Here is a 19545-nt window from a genome sequence, read left to right as displayed (position 1 = left end):
TCAGACACCACCGCCCTCGCCTTCGATATCCGGGTCGAGGGCATCCCGGAGCCAGTCGCCGATGAGGTTGACGCCGATAACCGCCAACACGATGGCGAGTCCCGGCACGGTCGCAATCCACCACTGGGCACGCTGGTCCGACTGGCCGCGGGCGATGTCTTGGCCCCACGTCAGCGTCGTCCCCGAGAAGCCGAGGAACGAAAGCGCACTCTCCAGCAGGATGATGAAAGCGACCTGAATCGTCGCCAGCACGATAATCGGCGTGATGCTGTTCGGCAGGACGTGCTTGCGGATGATGGTCCAGTTGCTCGCACCGAGACTCTTTGCGGCGGTGACATACTCCTCGCTGCGGATGCTCATCGCCTCACCACGGGCCACCCGGGCGAACCACACCCAGTTGACAAGCGCAACGACGAGCGTGACCGTCACGGGGAACGTCACCGACTCCGGCATACTGGCGACGTGGCCGGCCCGTGGGATGAGCCAGTTGGGTATCGTCTCCGATTGTGCGGCCACAACGAAGGGGTCTGTCAGCTCCATGGTGTGGAAATCCGTCTCCCGGAAGACGCCGACGAGCGCGATAGCCAACACCAGGGAGGGAAACGCCAGCATGATGTCGGCGCCGCGCATCAGCGCATCGTCGACGCGACCGCTGAAGTAGCCGGCGGCCAGTCCGTACGGAACGCCGACGAGCGCGGCGATAGCCGCACCGAGCAGCCCGACAAGCAGCGATACTCGGCCGCCATAGATGACTCTCGAAAGGACATCCTGCCCCCGGGTGTTCGTGCCGAGGACGTGGGAGCTGTTGGCGTTGATTTCGACCTGCTGTGTCTGGAACTCCCCATCAACGAGCCGGGTCTCGTTTGCCGTCGTGCTGAACCCGACCGGCGGCAGGTCGGTCATGTCCTCGGTGTCACCGGTGCCGACCCGTTGCTGCTCGGGGTCGTGCGGGGCAAAAAGCGGGGCAAACATCGTCACCACGAACATCACGGCCATGATGGCGACGCCGATCTGGGCCAGCCGGCTGCGCTTGAGCTCCAACGAGAGGCTCTGTTTCGCGCGGTCGGATATCATTCTGCGCTCACCCGTGGGTCGAGATACGCATACAGCGCGTCGACGGCGATGTTGATGACGACAAAGCCGATGCCGATGATGATAATCGAACCCTGAATCAGCGTCCAGTCACGCTCGCCGATGGCGTCGATGAGCAGCGTCCCGAGCCCCGGCCACGCGAACACCTCCTCAGTGATGATAGCGCCGCCGATGAGCGTCCCCAGTTGGAGCCCGAGCACGGTGAGTATCGGGATCAGCGTGTTCCGGAGGACGTGTTTGTACATCGTCAGCGTCTCCGGTAGCCCCTTCGCTCGACAGGCTTTCACGTAGGCCTTGCCGAGTTCTTCGAGCATCCCGCTCCGTGTCAAGCGGGTAATCAGCGCCGTGAAGTAGGTTCCCAAGGCGATAGCCGGCAGTATCAGCTGTGCAAACCACGTGCCGACACCGGAGATATCGCCTTCGAAGAGTAACCCGCCCCACGCGGCGGTAAAGGTGATATGTCGACCGCCGGTCGGCAGGAAGTCGACGCTCACGGCAACGAAGATGATGAGCATGATGCCGAGCCAGAAGTTCGGCGTGGAGATGCCGACAAGCGAAAACAGCGTCGCGCCGTAGTCAGCCGGCTCGTGTCGCCGCCGGGCGCTGATGACGCCGAGCGGGATGGCGATGATGACAGCGACGACTGTCGCTGCGACGGCGAGTTCGATGGTTGCGGGCAGCCGCTCAAGCAGGACGGTGTTTGCGTTCCGTCCCGACGCCATCGCCTCACCGAGGTCGCCGCGCGCGAGTTGGAAGAGGTAATCGGTGTACTGTACGTGTAGCGGGTCGTTAAGCCCGAGTTCGGCCGCGAGTTCCGCGCGGCGCTCGTCGCTGACATCGGGCGGGGTCAGCGCGATAGTGGGGTCGCCTGGGGTCAGAAACCGCAGGAAGAAGACGACAGTCACGACTCCCCAGATGACGAACAACCCCTGGAGGGTGCGCTTCGCCAAGAACTTTGCGAGCGACATTAGTTGTATGCTGGCGCGTAATATTTACCCGTGACAAAAACGTCTGTCGGATTCAGCCGATAGCGGCGTGTTACTCTTCCTCTAAGGGCGTCTCCTGCGCACGGTGGAGCAGTTCAAGCAGGTCGTCGTCGCTGAAGTGGGCGATGCCGAAGGCGTCTTCGGGGTCGAACCACGGCGTCATCGCGTAGTCGGCATCGAGAGTCGGGTTGCTCCAGCCCATGAGGAAGATGGCCGGTGAGTCATCCTGATTGCCGGTCTGGGATTCGTTGAACAGCGACTGCGTGTCGCGCAGTTCGGCAGTCGCCGACACGTTGTCGAGGTCGTCTATCTGGCCGGCGACCGTCTCGGCGATATCGGTGTCGCGGAGATAGCGGCCGGTCGTCGTATGAACCTCTATTTCGACGTCCGCGTGGCCGCTTTCCTCGACCAGTGCCTCAGCCTGGTCAGGGTCGTACGGATACGGGTCGACTCGCGGGTTGTGGCCGAAGTGTCCCTCCAGCGTCGGTTGGCTCGTTAGCTCGCCGAACTCGTCGAGGATGCCGTCGATGATGGCCTCAACGTCGACCGCATAGTTCATCGCCTGTCGGAACTCGAGGCTGTCGAAGGGCTCCTTGGCATCGTTCATCACGATGAAGATGTTGCGGATGCTGGGGACGCCCTGTGGCTCGACGCCGTCAGCGCCCTGCAGCTCGCCGACATCGCGGGGGTTGACGTTGGTCACGAGGTCGCTCTCGTCGGCGATGAGCCGGTCGACGCGGGTTCCTTCGTCCGAGACAGCGTTGAAGACCACACGGTCCGGACCGGGGTTTTCGTCCCAGTAGTCGTCGAACCGCTCGTAGGCGACTTCGACGTCGTCGGCGAAGTTTTCGAGTTCGTAGGGACCGGTTCCGTTTACCTCGCCGTCGTTGAGGTCGCCCTGGTCGCGGGCTTCGGTCCATTCCCGCTCCATGACGCGGCCGAAGGCGGTCAGGTTGAAGAAGATGGTCGGCACGACGGCCTCGAGGTCGACGACGACCTCGCCGTCCTCAGCGCGAGCTTCATCGATAGCGCCGATGACGCCCGCCTGGTCGCTGACCTCGGGGTCGTTTGCACGGTTGATGCTGAACGCCACGTCGTCGGCCGTCATCTCGTTGCCGCTGTGGAAGGTCACGCCGTCGCGGACTTCAAAGGCGACGGTCGTCTCGTCGCGCCGCTCCCAGTCAGTCGCGATGCGCGCGACGGTCCGGCCCTCGCGGTCACGGTACAAAACCGGCTCGTAGGCCTGGTTGAGGACGTTGTGTGTCGGCGTGTCGTTGTGGTCGAGCGGGTCCATCGCGCCGGGGAACGTCCCCTGCGTGATGGTTATTTCCTCGCGGTCGGTGTCGATTTCGCGGACGAGAATGTCCTCGTCGCCGCGAGCGTCCCAATCGAGGTCCTCGCTGACGCCGTAGATACTGTACTGCTGGTGGAGATAAATGAAGGGCGCGAGGGCGTTCGCCATCCCGTTGGCGTGTTCGAGCAGCTCCTCGCGTGTCGGGTCGTCCGGCAGCTCCTCGTCGAAGGTTCGAGGTTCGCCGGTCGCCGGCTCGCCGTCGCCGTTGCCGGTGCCGTTTCCGTTGCCGTTGCCGTCGCCATTGCCGTTGCAGCCGGCGACGCTGACACTTGCGGCGGCCGCCGCGGCGGTGCCACCGTACTGGAGGAACGTACGTCTGTCTACGCCTTCGTCGGACATACAACCGTTTTACACGAACGGTTACATATACCTTTGTCTGTATCGAAGCCTGTACGTAACAATGTCGCACATCTCTCGACAGGTCTGTCCATCGGACGGCAGCCGATGGACGGGAGCGTTCCCACGGGCCGTTGTGGGCAACCTTCTCCGGTCACGCAATGATTAACGGCACGCTCTGTGTCCATCCGGTATGCGAATCGCATTACTCGGCGGTACCGGCGACATCGGACGCGGCCTCGCACTCCGGTGGGGCCGCGATACGGACCACGAACTGCTCGTCGGCTCCCGCGACCCCGAGAAAGCGCGCGAGGCGGCCGAAGCGTATATCGAGAAGCTCGATTCCTACGGCGCGGACGCCGAAATCAAGGGCTTCGAAAACGCGATGGCGGCCGACCGGGCCGATGTGGTCGTACTCGCCGTACCGGCCTACCACCTCGTCGACACCGTCGAGGCCGTCGCCGACCGGCTCGACGACGATACGGTACTGGTGACGCCGGCGGTCGGCATGCAGCGCGACGAGGACGGCTTCCACTACAACCGGCCGGGGGCTGGTAGCGTTGCGGCGCTTGCGGCCGACGCAAAGCCGGACGGCGTACCACTTGTCGGCGCGTTCCACAACCTCCCGGCGGGCGGGCTGTCGGACCTCGATGCCGACTTCGAGTGGGACACGCTCGTCTTCGGTGACGACGACGACGCCAAGGCGATTGTTACCGAACTCGCGGCGGGAATCGACGGGCTCCGTCCGCTCGATGTCGGCGGACTGGCGAACGCCCCGGAGGTCGAAGCGGTGACACCGCTTCTCATCAACGTCGCGATGGAAAACGACGACCTCCACGACCTCGGCGTGCGGTTTCAGTAGCCTGCCGCCGTCTCAGCGCCGCTATTTTTGTCCCGAGTCCGGGTCGAACTCCGTTAGTTCAGACTCGAATGCGACCGCCCGGTGCTGTCCGTCGTGGCCGCGTCGGTAGGCCCCCTCGTAGCGCTTGAGCTTCCGGTAGAGCAGATACAGGAAGAGACCTTGGTAAATAACGACAAAGCCGAAAAACAGCACGAGCACCGGGACCCCGGGAACGAGCAGACTCGCCACCCCCGGAATGATGCCGACAAGCGTGTTGTATGTCGCGTGGATGAACGCCGCAATCAACAACCCCTTTGCGACGATAGGGCCGGCGTTCTCACGGTTGAACTTCGCCAACCCGAGATAGTAGCCTGCGAAGGCCGAATAGATGACGTGCCCCGGCCCCGCAAGCCCACGGATGGCCGTAATCTCGCCGCCGGCTGCCAGCGTTTCGGTAAAATCGGCCAGCAGGTTCGCCGACGCCGTCGCCAGCACCATCGCCGGTGTCTGGAGGTTCTGTGTGATGTAGAGGACGTTCTCGATGGCCGCAAAGCCAAGGCCGGCGACGGCCCCGTAGACGGCCCCGTCGACGACCGAATCAAACCGCGCGTCCCGATAGGGATACAGCCACACCGCCAGCAGCTTCACCGACTCCTCGACGGGGCCGACGACCAGATAGAAAAACAGCACGAGTCCGAAAAACGGGAGCAGTTGGAGGAAGATGAACGCGGTGTTAATGATGGCCGCAAAGCCGGCAAAGAGCACTGCGAGGATGAACGTCGCCAACAGCAGCGACAGCGGCTCTCTGGTCGTGATGTCGGCGCGGTAGATGTATGCAGCCAGAAGCGCCGCCGGGACGACCGAGAGGGCGGCGAGTCCGAGCACGAACGGGTCCTCAAGGATGAGCCCGCCAGCGCCGCTGAGGGCTATGATGACAAAAAGGACGACGAACCCGAGGAAAACGAGCAGTCGCCGGCTCGCCCGGATGGCACCCTGATAGGTCCGAATCGCCAGCCGGTCGAGGGCGGTCCGGGGCTCCCAGTCGGCGACATCGTAGAGGTCCTCGTCGGTGTCGGCCCGTGCTTCTACCGGGTCCTTCATGCTGAATGCGTCGGCCGGCATGCTGGTAATCTTTTGGCTCAGCCACCGGCTCGGAGGTCGGTCTGCCAGCCGGCTCGAAGCCGGGACGCTTTCAACCGTCCGCGCCGAAGCCGGCGTATGCACTTCGACCAGCGAACGCAGGCGGCGCTGCGAGACGCCGGCCTCGACACCGACGAGATAGCCGATATCTCGACGGCAGTCACCGAGTCGACTGCCGAGGCCGCCGATGACATCGAGGCGTTCTTCGAGGGCCTCGATACCGTCTACTCGGATATGGACATGGCTCACTCGTCGGCTGACTCCCCCGAACACGGGCTCGAATACGTCGACCTCTACACCCACGCCGACGAGCTCCGTGGATACATCAAGTTCGACGGCTGGGGTGCGTACGTCGAAGACGGGCGGGTGCTCTCGGAGTCGGTGGTCGAGTTGACGCTCGGGCCGACCGTCCACGACCGCGTCCGGTTTGCCGCCGACCGCGACGAGCTATGAACGTCCGGGTCCGCGGCATCTACACGACGGCGCTCACCGAACTGCTCGGCGGGGAGTACGACATCGTCCAGGCCTCGCCGCCGATTCAGCGGCGCTTCGAGGCGTCGTTTCCGGTCGCGGTCGCCGACGCGACCGTCCGGACGAGCGACGACCGGCTCGGTGCCGGCATCGCGGGGACGGCCGACGCCGTCGACGCTGTCGGTGAGACCCTCTCGGCGCTCGGCCGCGATACCTTCCGCTGGACCGACCCGGCCCCCCGTGGAGCCGTCTTCTACGGCGAGGTCACCGAGACGCTCGGGTCCGGCGCAGTGGTCGACCTCGGAACCGTCGACGGCGACTCCGTGGAGGGGTTCCTCCCGTACAATCGTGTCGAGGGCTACGTCGACGAAGGCGACAGCTACCGGGTACAGGTTGCCAGCCCGGAGCCGCCGTGGGGCGACGCCCGTCCGTCGCTTGCGACAGCCCTGCGAATTCCCGGCGGGCTCGTCGAACTCCGACGCGGCAGCGAGGGCGGACTGAGCGAAACCGCCCGCATGGCCGACCTCCTTCCCGTCGACCCGCCGGAGGGATGGACACCGAACTGGTCGCGGGCCGCTGACGACGCCTCGCTTGAGGCGATGGAGGCAGCGCTGCGCCGAGCCTCGGACCGGGCCGAGACGGTAATGGAGGCCGTCGTCGATGCCGACCGCGACGAGCCGGGGCGAATCGTCGCCCCGCAAGCCGGCGCGTGGCTGCTTTTCGGCCGCGAGAGCCGCTTCGAACTCGACGAGTATCGACGACAAATTGAGACAACGATGCCCGGCCACCACCGGACCAAAGCGGCGACAACGGCCGCCAGCGCCGCCGTCGACTTCGCCGAGGCGCTGTGTGAGCCGGACGGGGCGTTCCCCTTCGATGTCGTCACTCGGCAGTTCGGCCCCACCGAAGGCGACGACGTGACCATCAGCCACGGCAAGCCCGACGGCCGGACCATCTCGCTTGGCCGCGGCGAGGTCACTGACCGCGACCCCGAAGCGGAGTCGATTACGGTCGAGCGGGAGATGTCAGGCGGCGGCACATACGATGCCATCGGCGTCAAGCGGGAGGCCGGCGACATCGCGACGACGACGTTCGTCGAGGGGCGGTGGTGGTATCCGACGGTCTACTGCAGCGCCGACGGCGAGCGCCGCGGCACCTACGTCAACATCTGTACGCCGCTGGAGGTGTTTCCCGATACGGTCCGGTATGTCGACCTCCACGTCGATGTCGTCAAGGGGCCGGACGGCGACGTTCGCCGCGTCGACGACGACGAACTCGATGCGGCCGTCGAGGCCGGCGAGATCTCCGAGCCGCTTGCCGAGCGGGCCCGCGAGGTCGCCGCCGCAATCAAAAAGGCGCTATAGCCGCCGGCCGCTCGTCGGCGTTGCTGCCGTCCGTTTCCGTGTTCTTAACCGCGTCCGAACCCCTCTGTTTCGTATGGAACCTGCGATACGCGCCGACGAGCTCCGCAAGTCGTACGGCGATGTCGACGCGCTCGATGGGCTCTCTTTCGAGGTCGACCGTGGGGAGTTTTTCGGGCTGCTCGGGCCGAACGGTGCAGGGAAGACGACGTTCATCAATATTCTCGTCGGGCTCGTCCGCAGAGACGGCGGGACAGCGGAAGTGTTCGGTTTCGATGTCGAAGACGACTACCAGGAGGCCAGAGACCGCATCGGCCTCGCCCCACAGGAGTTCAACGTCGACCGCTTCTTCCCGATTCACGAGGTCTTAGAGCACAAAGCCGGCTATCACGGCGTTCCTCGGGGGGAAGCCGAAGAGCGGGCCGCAGAAGCGCTGCAGACGGTCGGCATCTGGGACAAGCGGGAGACGCGGTTCGACTGGCTCTCCGGCGGGATGAAGCGGCGGTTCCTCTTGGCCCGGGCGCTCGTCACCGACCCCGACCTGCTCATCCTTGATGAGCCGACCGCGGGCGTCGATGTCCAGCTCCGCCGGGAGCTGTGGCGCGTCATCGAACAGCTCAACGCCGGTGGGACGACAATCCTGCTGACCACCCACTACATCGAGGAGGCCGAACGGCTCTGTGACCGGGTCGCCATCGTCGACTCAGGCAGCATCGTCGAGGTCGCCACCCCCGACGACCTCCGGGACCGTGGGACCGACCAGCTATACATTCGGCTTGCGGACACACCGACGACGGTCCCGGAGATCGATATCGACGGGCTCGTCGAAGCACGCCTCGACGGCGACACGCTCGTCGTCACCGCACAGGGCGGCAGCAGCGCCGCACCGGCGCTGCTGCGGACGCTCGAACGGCAGGGCCACGAGGTCCTCGACCTCGACATCCGGCGCGCCTCGCTGGAGGAGGTCTTCGTCGACATGACCCGTCCGGGCGAGGAGGCCGAGGAGCTGGGGGTGGTCCAGTGAGCGGCGACGCCGCGACAGACGCCGACGCCGGACGAGCCGGCCCTGGCGGTGTCTTCGGCGTCGGCTTCCGGTCGCTGCTGCGGCGGGAAATCCTCCGGTTCGTCCGTCGGCCGCGGAACACCTTCGCACCGCCGGCTATCACCAACGTGCTGTACTTCGCCGTCTTCGGTGTCATCCTCGGCCAGCGTATCGACGACATCGCCGGGTTCGATTACATCGTTTTCTTGCTTCCGGGGCTCGTTGTGCTCGGAGCCATCTCAAACGCCTTCGAAAACGCTTCCTTCTCGATTTTCCACGGTCGCTGGAACGAGTATATCCACGAAACGCTGACCGCGCCGCTTTCCTACTCGTCGATGGTGCTCGCGTACGTCTTCGCCGCCGCGCTCCGTGGCATCATCGTCGGCCTCATCATCGTCGCTGTCGGCCTCGTGTTCACCACTGTGCCGGTCAATGAGCCGCTGTATCTCGCGGCGTTCATGGTCGTCGTGCCGTTGCTTTTTGCCTCGCTCGGCGTCATCGGCGGCCTCGTCGCCGAGGACTTCGACGATTTGACCGTCATGAACCAGTTCATCCTGCGGCCGCTGGTGTTTTTCGGGGCCGTCTTCTACTCGCTGGAGATACTGCCGCCGCTGTACCGGACGCTTTCGCTTTTGAATCCGATGGTGTACATGGTGAATGGCGTCCGATACGGCTTCCTCGGGTATCAGGAAGTCGACCCACTGGCATCGCTTGCGGTCCTGAGCGGGCTGACCGCTGCGGTCATCGTCCTCGATATCTACCTGTTCAAGCGCGGCTACGGGCTCATTGACTAGCTCGGTACCGCGCGTTCACCGCAGGCCCCGTGCATCCGCCGCAAGCACACGTCTCAAGTGTTCGAGCCACTAGTCACAACCATGACCGACACCGGGCCGCTCCAACCGGACCGGCCGGACCTCGACCGCCCGCTTTCCGTCGACGCGCCGTTCGAGCCGGCCGGCGACCAGCCCGACGCCATCGAGACGTTGGTCGCCGGCTTCGAGTCGGGGGCCGAAAAGCAGACCCTCCTCGGCGTCACCGGCTCCGGGAAGACGAACACCGTCTCGTGGGTGCTCGAAGAGCTTCAGCAGCCGACACTCGTGTTGGCACACAACAAGACGCTTGCGGCGCAGTTGTACGAGGAGTTCCGGGAGCTGTTCCCGGATAATGCAGTAGAATATTTTGTATCCTACTACGACTACTACCAGCCCGAGGCCTACGTCGAACAGACCGACACCTACATCGACAAGGACATGTCGATAAACGAGGAGATAGAGCGGCTGCGACACTCGGCGACACGGTCGCTTCTGACCCGCGACGACGTCATCGTCGTCGCGTCGGTGTCAGCCATCTACGGCCTCGGTGACCCGGCCAACTACGAGGAGATGGCCCTACGGCTCGAAGCCGGCGACGAGCGGAGCCGCGAGGACCTGCTTTCGGCGCTCGTTGAACTGAACTACGAGCGCAACGACGTCGACTTCCAGCAGGGTACGTTCCGTGTTCGCGGCGACACGGTCGAAATCTATCCGATGTACGGTCGCCACGCCGTCCGCGTGGAGTTTTGGGGCGACGAAATCGACCGGCTGCTGAAGGTCGATATCGTCGACGGCGAGGTTGTCTCCGAAGAGCCTGCGACACTGATTCACCCCGCAGAGCACTACTCGGTTCCCGACAGGCGGCTCGAAACCGCTATCGAAGAAATCGAGGGGCTCCTCGAAGACCGCATCGACTACTTCGAACGGCAGGGCGACCTCGTCGCCGCCCAGCGCATCGAAGAACGGACGACGTTCGACATCGAGATGCTGCAGGAAACCGGCCACTGTTCTGGCATCGAGAACTACTCGGTCCACATGTCCGACCGGGAGACGGGAGAGCCGCCCTACACGCTGCTTGATTACTTCCCGGACGGCTTTCTGACCGTCATCGACGAGTCACACCAGACAATTCCCCAAATAAAGGGCCAATTCGAGGGCGACCGCTCCCGCAAGGAGTCGCTCGTCGAGAACGGCTTCCGTCTGCCGACCGCCTACGACAACCGGCCGCTGAAATTCGAGGAGTTCGAGGCAAAAACCGACCGTACGCTCTACGTTTCGGCGACGCCCGGCGACTACGAGCGGGACCACTCCGAGCAGGTCGTCGAGCAGATTGTCCGGCCGACATACCTCGTCGACCCGGACATCGAGGTCGAGCCGGCCGAAAAGCAGGTCGAAGACCTCATCGAGCGCATTCAGGCGACACCCGAGGACGAACGCGTACTCGTGACGACGCTGACAAAGCGGATGGCCGAAGACCTCACAGAGTATCTGGAGAACGCCGGCGTCGATGTCGCGTATATGCACGACGAGACCGACACCCTCGAACGCCACGAGCTCGTCCGTTCGCTCCGACTCGGCGAGATTCAGGTGCTCGTCGGCATCAACCTCCTGCGCGAAGGGCTCGACATCCCCGAGGTCAGCCTCGTCGCTATCCTCGATGCCGACCAGGAGGGCTTTCTCCGCTCGGAGACGACGCTCGTCCAGACGATGGGCCGGGCGGCACGGAACGTCGAGGGCAGCGTCGTCCTCTATGCCGACGAGACGACCGACTCGATGGCGGCGGCAATCGAAGAGACCAGACGTCGCCGGGAGATTCAACGCGAGTTCAACGCCGAGCACGGCCACGAGCCACGCACCATCGAAAAGCCCGTCAGCGAGACGAACCTGCCCGGTTCGTCGACAGACACCGACGGGGTCGCAGACGTAGCGCCGGATACGGTCGACGAGGCCGAACAGCTCATCGAACGGCTCGAAACCCGGATGCAGGAGGCCGCTGACAACCTCGAATTCGAGCTAGCGGCCGACATCCGCGACCGGATACGGGAGCTACGAGAGACCTTCGACGGCCTCGAGGACCCGAACGAGGGCGTTCCCTCCCCCGACGAGGAGTTCTGACCGGCCGTGTCGGCGGGGATTTTTTACGCTGTCGGGCGTCTGTCGGAGCAATGAGCGTCCGTCTGTACCTCCGGTCGCCGCTGGCGCTGGCGTGGACGCTACTCGCGGTGGTGCTCGTTGGAGCGGTCGTTCTCGGCGGCTGGCTGCTCGCGGCGGCGCTCACCCCGGCGGCTGCGGCCGGGTCCGAACTGCTTGGCGGGCTGCTTTCGCTTGGCATCGGTGTGGTTGCCGTCGCCCTCGCGGCGGTGCTGTGGGTGCCAGCCGGTGCCGCAATCGCCTACATCGTCGGTCACCGGGCGCGCGGACGCTCCGTCTCGGCCGGGGCGACGAACGCGGCCCTGCGCCGCCACCGAGTCGATATCTATCGGTGGTGCAAGACGCGCGTCGCTGTCGTCGACCGGCTCGCCGAACGGCTGCTCGACGAGGCCGACGTATCGAGAACGGAGGTGGCGGCGGGCTGTGGTCCCTACGTTGTTCCGGCGCTGCTGCTCGATGCGCCGCGGCTGCCGGCGGCGGTCGAGCGTGCGAACCGTGTCGTTCCGAACCCCGGACGCCAGCGGCTTCTCTACAGAGGAACGGCAGCGACATTCGCCGCCGCGGCCGTCGTTGCCATCCCCGGCGTCGTCGTCCGAGGTGGTGTCGACGAATTTGTCGGCGGCGCAGTGCTCGCTGTGGCCGTGGTCGGCGCGGTTGTCACCGCCGCGCTGGACGCCGCATGGCGGGCATCGACGTACGCGCAAGCGGCGACCGAAGACGGGTTTGTCGGCTGAAACGCGGCACTACTCCCGAACCGTCGTCGGTGTGTCGGTTCCGCTGCCGGGTGTGGCTTGCTGTTCTGTCCGGCCGCCGAGCGTCTCGAAATCGAAGTTGTCGAACTGCGACGGCTCGACGCCTTCCTTCGCGTAAACGTAGAGGGCGGTCTTTGCGACGCCCCAGATGGTCTGACTGAGCAGATAGGTAAAAACGACCGCAAGGAGGACGAGGACGACACCGAGAGCGATGCCAGCGCCGGGGAACGCCGCCGCGACCGGTGCGGCCAGCGCAACCGCGGCGGCGACAAACACGAGGCCGATAGCGAGGACGATAGCCGAGATACCGAAGCCGGCACCGAGCGTCTCGCCCCACGTCTCCTTGAACGTCCGACCGCTCTCTTTGAACATCGAGGTCGTCGACACGTCCTCGAAGACGATGACGGGAACGATAAAGAAGGTCATAATCGACCAGCCGAGGGCGAAAAGCGCCCCGAGAATCGATGCGAGCGGGTTGTCAGAATCCTCCAGGGCACGGAGAACGACACTAACCGTCGCGGAGATAATCGCCCAGACGGCAATCGGCCCGAGCCGGTCGTTGATAGCGCGCATGCTCTTTTTGATGCCGGGCTCGCGGCCGTGGAAAGCCTCGTTCGACGCGTAGACGAGCGCCGCCGAAAAGTACGTCGAGACAAACGTAGTCAGGAAATACAGGACGAAGAGAACGACAAACTCCGTGCCACCACCGAGAACCTCGGCAAAGAGGAGCGGGAAAAAGAGCAATACGAAGAAGACGACCGCCGAGATGCCGGCCAAAAGCGGGAAGACGAGCAGTTTCGGGTGGTCGGAGATGACGCCGAGGCTGTCTTTCGTCAGGGTCCAGCCGGTCTTCAGGCGGTCAAAAAAGCCCAATCGCGTGTTCGTTGACACGTTTGTTGCCATCTTGAGACGGCACGCGTGGGTCCGTATTACCGTTTGCGGAGACTCAAACAAAATTCAAAGCGACTCGACGAACCGGTCGAAGACCCCCGAGTCGGCGTGGAAGTGAGCGTACGTGCCGAGCGTCCGGTGTTCAACCAGCCCCTCGCGGCCGTCCGCGATACCGTCCCCGCGCTCAAGTTCGAAGGCGAAGGTCCCATCGGCGGCGACGTCGGCCGTCGAGTAGTGGAACTCGTGGCCGCGCAGGTGCTCGTCCGTGGAAGCGATGGCTGATTCGTCGGTTGCCCGCAGTTCAACGTGGTCGAGGGCCTGATACCGCTCGCACATCCGCACGTCGGCGGGGAGAACGCCGGCCATCGCGTACGTCCGGTCGTCCGTGTCTGTCAGCGTCTCCGAAAGCGCCATCAGCCCGCCGCACTCGCCGAAGACGGGCAGACCGTCAGCGGCCCGCCGGCCGAGTTCGTCGAGGGTGTCGCCGTCGGCAAGCGCCTCGGCATGGAGTTCGGGGTAGCCGCCTGGGAGATAGACGCCATCACAATCGGGCACCGGGTCGCCGGCAACCGGAGCGAAGGTAGTTACCGCGGCGCGCTCGCGGAGTCGCTCGATTGTCGCCGGATAGCGGAAACAGAAGGCGCTATCGTCGGCGACGGCGACAGTCACATCGGTTGCCGGCCGCTCGGGTGACGGCTCCGGCCGTGGCGGCTCGGCCGCGATATCGACGAGTCGCTCGATGTCGATGTGGGCGGCGGCGTCGGCCAGTGTCTCGTCGGCTATCGGCGCTTCAGTGCCCATCTGAAGGCCGAGATGTCGGTCCGGAATTTCCAGCCCGGAAAGCGGGGGGACGCGGCCGAGATACGCCAACTCGTCGGGGAGTGCCTCGCGGATGCCGTCCTCGTGTCGGCCGCCATGGGCGCGCTGGGCGAGGACGCCGGCGACCTCGATGTCGCGGCCGGCGCGGTCGGCGTAGGCGCTGAATCCGAGCGCGGTTGCGGCGACGCTTTCCATCCCCGCTTTCGCGTCGACGACGAGCACGACCGGCAGCGAGAGCGTCTCGGCGACGGCGGCCGTCGAGTTCGTCCCGTCGTAGAGGCCCATCATGCCCTCGACGACGCAGACATCGCCCGTGCCGCGCCAGTAGTTGCGACGGCAGCCCTCTTCGCCGGAGAGCCACGGGTCAAGGCTGCGCGAGGGCCGCGAACAGACGGCGGTATGATGGCTCGGGTCGATGAAGTCCGGGCCGGCCTTGGCCGGCTGGGGCTCGTAGCCCGCTTCTTTGAGCCCCTGCAGCACGGCGAGCGTTGCGACGGTTTTGCCGACACCTGACGAAGTGCCGGCGAGAACGACGCCCCTCACTGTTCAGGGACGGCCTGTTCGGGGGCCGCATCGAGCAGGCGGTCGTAGACCGTCCGGAAGCGCGACCGAACCGTCTCCATCGGCAGTTCGGCCCTGTCGGCAAGCGCCAGCGCGCCGCCCATCCCGACACCCTCCTTTGCTTCGCCGGCATTGTAGGCGGCCATGCCCGGATGGTCATCTGAGAATCCGGGGTCGGTGACGGTGACATCGAGGTCGAGGTCACCGGCTGCTCTGTCGAGGTCGACTGTCGGGTCGGCATCGATGAACGCCGTCGTCGCAAGCGAAAGCGGCCCCTCGTACCCGTCGTGGCGCAGGCACGCCGCCGCCGCGACCAGTTGGGTGCCGCCGGCCAGCGTCACCGCGGTGTCGGTCTCAAGCGCGCCGGCAGCGAGGCCAGCAACAACCGCAAGCGCGGGGTCGCCCATCCGTCGGAGCGCGACCTGCGGTTCGTCAGCGGCCGCGCCCGGCGACAGCGACGACGCTGAGAGCCCGGCTGCGACGACCTCCCGCTTGAGCGACAGCGGGTTCTCCGGCAGCGACGAGGAGACGGTTCGGTCGCCGAGGACATCCGCCTCACCGAGGGCGGTCAGCACGCCCAGTGCCGTCGTCGTTCCCCCCGGAACCGTCTCGGCAAGAAAAATCTCGTCGTCCGGCAGTGAGCGACCGAACTGGCGGGCGGCGGCGAACGCGCCCGGCGCTGAGGGTACCGGGTCCGGCTCACGAATGTCGTCGCCGGGGCGTGCGCCGACGGTCACGGTTGGCGCACCGGTCGGCTCGGCGAGACCGGCATCAACGACCGTTGTCTCGACGCCCAACTCGGCGGCGACAGCGCGGGTGACAGCGGCCGGCGTCGGACAGCCGCTCGGCGAGACCGGCACGACCGGTGCCCTGACCGGGCGGCCGTAGGTCAGTATCTCCGCGTCGGCGCTCGGTGTGTGTACCATCAGGTCAGTGGTTGCGCCGGCGGCGCTGATGCCGTCGATTTCGGCCGTCCGTGATGTTCCGGCACAGAGGACGAGTCTCGTCATTGTGCTTGTCTCGTGGACAAGTGTACTTGAACCCCCGGGTCGCGCCGAAACCTATTTACTCGATGCCGCCACACGACTGTACAAGCCGAATTGCTGTAATACAACTATACTTGATTACACATCCATGACGGACACACTACTGCTCGTCGGGCGGGCACACGTCTCTGCGGTTGCACAGCGACACGCGGCACGGCTTCGCGAGCGGGGTGTCGCCGACGCGGTCGCGGTCGCAACGTACGACGAGGACCCTGCAGAGCTAGCGCCGGCAGTCGAGGGAACGCCCTACGTCGTCCCGCTTGCGGCAGCCCCGGGACGCGATACGATGCAGTCGATTCCGGGAGCGCTCCCGGCGGCCCGTCACTGCGCGCCGGTCGGGACGAACCCGGCCGTCACGCGGGCGCTGGCCGACCGCGCTCGGGAGGCACTGTCGCCCGGTGCGGATGCCTCCGTCGCGCTCGTGGCGTTTGGCGATGCCTCGGGGACTGACGCCCGGCAGACGGCCGAGGCACACGCCGAACGGCTCCGGTCGGCGACAGCCTACGGCGAAGTACGGACGGCCTACCTGTTGCAGAACCCGGCCGCTGAATGCGTTCGGTACAACCTCACCGGCGAGCGTGGGGTCGCGGTCCCGTTCTTCGTCGCCGCCTGCGAGGAGACCGACCGGGCGCTGCCGGCGAAGCTCGACCTCGACCGCGGCGGGCTCGCCTACGCGGACCCCCTCGGGGACCACAAAGCGGTTACCGACGCCATCGAAGCCGAGTTCGAACGCGCACGGGCGGCCGGCTCCAGCACCGCCGCGGTCAGCCCGGTCGCCACCGACGGCCGCGGTCCCTGATAGTGATTATTGCGGTTATTTTCGTGATACCGTCAAAGTATCAGGATATCACGCCGCGTAACCAGCATCCTGTTCAGCCACGGCGGTAAAGACTCGCAATAATCGCTATGATACCGTCGGCGGTTGCTACCCAGCCCGAGCAGTCAGAACGGGTCCGTCGGCGGCTGCGGCGCGGAACCGACACCGCTTTTTTGACGGCGGCTGACCCCTACGTATGTACGTCGGACGGTTCATCGTCGTCGCACCGGACCGGGCAGCCTACCGTGTCTCCTCGCGGTCGTTCCCAAACCGCCGCATCGTCGACCGCGACGGGACGCTCACCGTCGGCCCGACCGAGGACGCCCCCGAGACGGACAACCCCTACATCTCGTATAACTGTCTGCGGACCGTCGGCGACGACTACGCTGTCGTCGGCAACGGCACGCAGGTCGACCCGATAGCCGAAAAGCTCTCGCTGGGCTACCCGCCGCGGGACGCGCTCGCGGAGTCGCTTCTGGCGCTCGACTACGAAAAGGACGACTACGACACACCCCGCATCGCGGGCGTCGTCGGCGACGAAAGCTACATCGGCACGGTCCGACGGGATGCGCTCATCGTCGAAGCCGTCGAGGAGCCGACGCTCGTGGCGACCTACGAGAAGAGCGAGCCGGAGCCGACCTCGCTTGGAGCGGACGACCCATCGGAGCTGGCGGCGGAGCTGTACGACCGTGACCTCGAACACCCGGTCTGTGCCGCCGGGGTCGTCGCGGATGGTGACAGCTTCGAGGTCGGCTACTACAATGGTGAGTAGCGGCCGCCGAAGTCGTCGTCGAGGAAACGGCAGCCGCTTCGAACCGTGAGCGGAGTGGGGTGTATATATGTCCCCCGTACCAACCGCCTGTAGATGCAGTCCCGAGACGGTCAGGGGATGCAGTCGTCGGCTGCTTCGGCGACCGTCCTCTGTGCGGTCGCCGACGGCGCAGAGCCCGTTGCCTCGGCGCTCGACGATGGGTTTCGGGTCCGAACGCTGGGGCCGGACAGCGACGTGCTTGATGTGCTTGATGGCGGCGATATCGACTGTTTAGTCGCCGATGAGCATGTGCTGTCAAATATCGAGGCCATCAGCGAGCACGTGGGGCACGTCATCGTTTTCAGCGGGTCGGTCGCGCCGCGGCTGTCACAGGCTGCCGCCCGGCGCTCCGGGTGGGATGTCGTCTATCGCGACGCCGCGCCAGTCGAGACGCCCGGGACGGAGGTCGACCGGCTCCACGAGCGCCTCGAAACGATGTTTCAGGGGTCTACCGAGGATATCGGTGATACCGTTCTGGAAGTCGCCAGACTGCTGATGAGCGCCGCCCCCGACGAGGTCGATACCCGAATCGAATGGGGGCTTGAATCGCTCGGGGAGGCACTCGACGCCGACCGGTGTGTGCTCTATGCGTACGGCGAAGACGATAGGTTCAGCCGCGTCTCGGGCTGGCAACGCACCGGTGCCGCGTCACCGCCGGATGCGGTGCCGGTTGAACAGTTCCCGGACGCGGACACCCTGCTACAGTTCTCTACGGTCTCTGTGGCTGCGCCGCCATCGGAGCCGCCGGCTGCCGAGTATCGAAGCCGCCACGACATCGGTACGTTCGTCGCTGTGCCGGTGGTCATCGACTGGGAGCTCGAATACGTCCTTGCTGCCTGCCGGTCCGGAACCGAGCCGTGGCCGGCGTCGGTCCAGCGCCAACTCCGGACCGCAGGCGAGTTGGTCGGTCACACCCTCCGACGGCACCGCCGCCGGAACGAAATCGAGCGGAAAAACGAACGGCTCGAACGGTTTGCCTCGGTCATCAGCCACGACCTCCAGAATCCGCTCAACGTCATCCTCGGATACGCCGACCTCGCGATGGAGTCCCGTGACCCGGACGATATCGAGCGGATAGCGACCGCTGCAGAGCGGATGGAGACGATTCTCGAGGAGCTACAGACGCTGGTCCAAGAGTCGCGAGCGCTCGGGGAGACGGAGCCGGTCGCCATTTCGACAGTGGTCGAGCGCGCCCGTTCGTCGGTCGCAATGCCCAAGGCCACCGTCGACATCGAGGAAATCGGCGTCGCTGAGGCTGACCCCGGGCGTCTCCGACAGGCCTTCGAGAATCTCCTCCGAAACGCCGTCGAACACGCCGGACCGGACGTCACGGTTCGCGTCGTGCCCATCAACGGCGGATTCGCTGTCGAGGACGACGGACCGGGAATCCACCCGGACAAGCGCGAGGCCGTCTTCGAGGAGGGCCACACCGATGGGGACGGAACCGGGCTTGGCCTCTCTATCGTTCGGACAGTCGTCGAGGCCCATGGGTGGTCGGTTACGGCGACCGACGCCGAGGACGGCGGCGCACGCTTTGAGGTCACCGACGTCGACTTCCACGAACCCTAGGCGGTTTTGCCGGCGGCGGCCCTACCCGCGGCTATGCTTGTCGGGGTCGTCTCGGACATCCACGCCAACCGAATCGCGCTGGAGGCGGTATTAGACGACATGCCGCCGGTCGACGGGCTCGTCTGTGCAGGCGATGTCGTCGGCTACAATCCATGGCCGGCCGACTGTGTCGTCCGATTGCGCGAGCGGTCGGTGCCGACGGTGCAGGGAAACCACGACCGCGCGGTCGTGACCGGGACGGGGTTCGGCGGCAACGGGATGGCCGACGCCGGGGTCAAGTATGCCCGCGGCGCGCTCGACGATAGCCACATCGAGTGGCTTCGGGGGCTCCCGGAGACGCGCCGCTGTTTCGACGGGCGACTGAAACTCGTCCACGGCCACCCTGACGACCCCGACCGCTATACGTATCCGGGGCTTTTTTCCCCGGAGCTACTCGGCGATGAAGACGTCCTTGTCATGGGTCACACCCACGTGCAGGCTATCGAACAGTACGACGAGGGTATCGTTCTCAACCCGGGCAGCGTTGGCCAACCGCGTGACGGCGACCCGCGGGCGGCCTACGCGCTTGTCGACCTCGATTCGATGACCGCAGAGCGGCGTCGGGTCGAGTACGATATCGAGGCCGTTATCGAAGCTGTCGAGGAAGCCGGGCTCCCGGAGGGGACTGGAACGCGTCTCCGAAAGGGCCGCTAG

The 19545-nt window shown here is 65.5% G+C and carries 18 protein-coding genes; 11 read left to right on the top strand and 7 right to left on the bottom strand.

Annotation, left to right across the window (positions count from 1 at the left end; genetic code table 11):
• The 3 genes from NP_RS01925 to NP_RS01915 form a co-directional block, all read right to left on the bottom strand.
• Positions 1-1074: an ABC transporter permease gene (locus NP_RS01925; RefSeq protein WP_011322108.1), complete on the bottom strand. Its 1074-nt coding sequence runs from the start codon at positions 1072-1074 to the stop codon at positions 1-3.
• Complete coding sequence (locus tag NP_RS01920; RefSeq protein ID WP_011322107.1) at positions 1071-2060, bottom strand: ABC transporter permease; 990 nt, start codon at positions 2058-2060, stop codon at positions 1071-1073. The genes NP_RS01925 and NP_RS01920 overlap by 4 nt, the downstream gene beginning before the upstream one ends.
• A 70-nt stretch (positions 2061-2130) precedes the next feature.
• Positions 2131-3771, bottom strand: coding sequence for an ABC transporter substrate-binding protein (locus NP_RS01915; RefSeq protein WP_011322106.1), 1641 nt, complete (start codon positions 3769-3771; stop codon positions 2131-2133).
• Between the two features lie 190 nt (positions 3772-3961).
• Between NP_RS01915 and npdG the strand changes: the two genes are divergently transcribed.
• Positions 3962-4630 carry an NADPH-dependent F420 reductase gene (npdG, locus tag NP_RS01910; RefSeq protein ID WP_011322105.1) on the top strand — a complete coding sequence of 223 codons (669 nt, stop codon included), beginning with the start codon at positions 3962-3964 and terminating at the stop codon, positions 4628-4630.
• 21 nt (positions 4631-4651) lie between these two features.
• Here the strand turns inward: npdG and NP_RS01905 are convergent, their stop codons facing one another.
• A complete protein-coding gene (locus NP_RS01905) occupies positions 4652-5731 on the bottom strand; it encodes a PrsW family intramembrane metalloprotease (RefSeq protein ID WP_011322104.1) in 1080 nt (359 codons plus the stop codon).
• A gap of 96 nt (positions 5732-5827) precedes the next feature.
• Between NP_RS01905 and NP_RS01900 the strand changes: the two genes are divergently transcribed.
• The 6 genes from NP_RS01900 (at position 5828) to NP_RS01875 (ending at position 12320) form a co-directional block, all read left to right on the top strand.
• On the top strand, positions 5828-6202 hold the full coding sequence (locus tag NP_RS01900; protein WP_011322103.1) for a DUF7532 family protein: 375 nt from the start codon (positions 5828-5830) through the stop codon (positions 6200-6202).
• Positions 6199-7584, top strand: a complete 1386-nt coding sequence (locus NP_RS01895) for a DUF402 domain-containing protein (RefSeq protein WP_011322102.1) — start codon at positions 6199-6201, stop codon at positions 7582-7584. The genes NP_RS01900 and NP_RS01895 overlap by 4 nt, the downstream gene beginning before the upstream one ends.
• 73 nt (positions 7585-7657) lie before the next feature.
• The gene (locus tag NP_RS01890) at positions 7658-8605 is read left to right on the top strand and encodes an ABC transporter ATP-binding protein (protein ID WP_011322101.1); all 948 of its coding nucleotides are present in this window, start codon (positions 7658-7660) and stop codon (positions 8603-8605) included.
• Positions 8602-9417 (top strand): ABC transporter permease, encoded by an 816-nt coding sequence (locus NP_RS01885; RefSeq protein WP_011322100.1) that lies wholly within the window; start codon positions 8602-8604, stop codon positions 9415-9417. Before NP_RS01890 ends, NP_RS01885 begins: the two co-directional genes overlap by 4 nt.
• A gap of 81 nt (positions 9418-9498) precedes the next feature.
• Positions 9499-11550, top strand: coding sequence for an excinuclease ABC subunit UvrB (uvrB, locus tag NP_RS01880; protein ID WP_011322099.1), 2052 nt, complete (start codon positions 9499-9501; stop codon positions 11548-11550).
• 50 nt (positions 11551-11600) lie between these two features.
• Positions 11601-12320 (top strand): hypothetical protein, encoded by a 720-nt coding sequence (locus NP_RS01875; RefSeq protein WP_011322098.1) that lies wholly within the window; start codon positions 11601-11603, stop codon positions 12318-12320.
• Positions 12321-12329: 9 nt separating this feature from the next.
• Here the strand turns inward: NP_RS01875 and NP_RS01870 are convergent, their stop codons facing one another.
• Genes NP_RS01870 through NP_RS01860 form a run of 3 tightly spaced genes read right to left on the bottom strand, consistent with a single transcriptional unit; the run spans position 12330 to position 15619 of the window.
• The gene (locus NP_RS01870) at positions 12330-13241 is read right to left on the bottom strand and encodes a DUF6159 family protein (RefSeq protein WP_011322097.1); all 912 of its coding nucleotides are present in this window, start codon (positions 13239-13241) and stop codon (positions 12330-12332) included.
• A gap of 54 nt (positions 13242-13295) precedes the next feature.
• Positions 13296-14591, bottom strand: a complete 1296-nt coding sequence (locus tag NP_RS01865) for a cobyrinic acid a,c-diamide synthase (protein ID WP_011322096.1) — start codon at positions 14589-14591, stop codon at positions 13296-13298.
• The gene (locus NP_RS01860) at positions 14588-15619 is read right to left on the bottom strand and encodes a nicotinate-nucleotide--dimethylbenzimidazole phosphoribosyltransferase (RefSeq protein WP_011322095.1); all 1032 of its coding nucleotides are present in this window, start codon (positions 15617-15619) and stop codon (positions 14588-14590) included. Before NP_RS01860 ends, NP_RS01865 begins: the two co-directional genes overlap by 4 nt.
• 124 nt (positions 15620-15743) lie before the next feature.
• On the opposite strand from NP_RS01860, the gene NP_RS01855 reads away from it, so the two are divergent.
• The 4 genes from NP_RS01855 to NP_RS01840 all read left to right on the top strand — a co-directional run bounded on the left by NP_RS01855 (position 15744) and on the right by NP_RS01840 (position 19545).
• The gene (locus tag NP_RS01855) at positions 15744-16454 is read left to right on the top strand and encodes a hypothetical protein (protein WP_011322094.1); all 711 of its coding nucleotides are present in this window, start codon (positions 15744-15746) and stop codon (positions 16452-16454) included.
• A gap of 214 nt (positions 16455-16668) precedes the next feature.
• Complete coding sequence (locus NP_RS01850) at positions 16669-17244, top strand: IMP cyclohydrolase (RefSeq protein ID WP_011322093.1); 576 nt, start codon at positions 16669-16671, stop codon at positions 17242-17244.
• Positions 17245-17337: 93 nt separating this feature from the next.
• Positions 17338-18852 (top strand): sensor histidine kinase, encoded by a 1515-nt coding sequence (locus NP_RS01845; RefSeq protein ID WP_011322092.1) that lies wholly within the window; start codon positions 17338-17340, stop codon positions 18850-18852.
• A 33-nt stretch (positions 18853-18885) separates the two neighbouring features.
• On the top strand, positions 18886-19545 hold the full coding sequence (locus tag NP_RS01840; RefSeq protein WP_011322091.1) for a metallophosphoesterase family protein: 660 nt from the start codon (positions 18886-18888) through the stop codon (positions 19543-19545).

Source organism: Natronomonas pharaonis DSM 2160 (genome assembly GCF_000026045.1).
GTDB classification, from domain to species: Archaea; Halobacteriota; Halobacteria; order Halobacteriales; family Haloarculaceae; genus Natronomonas; species Natronomonas pharaonis.
The sequence above is the reverse complement of the archived record's forward strand: the minus strand, read 5'-3'. Positions and strand labels throughout refer to the sequence as shown.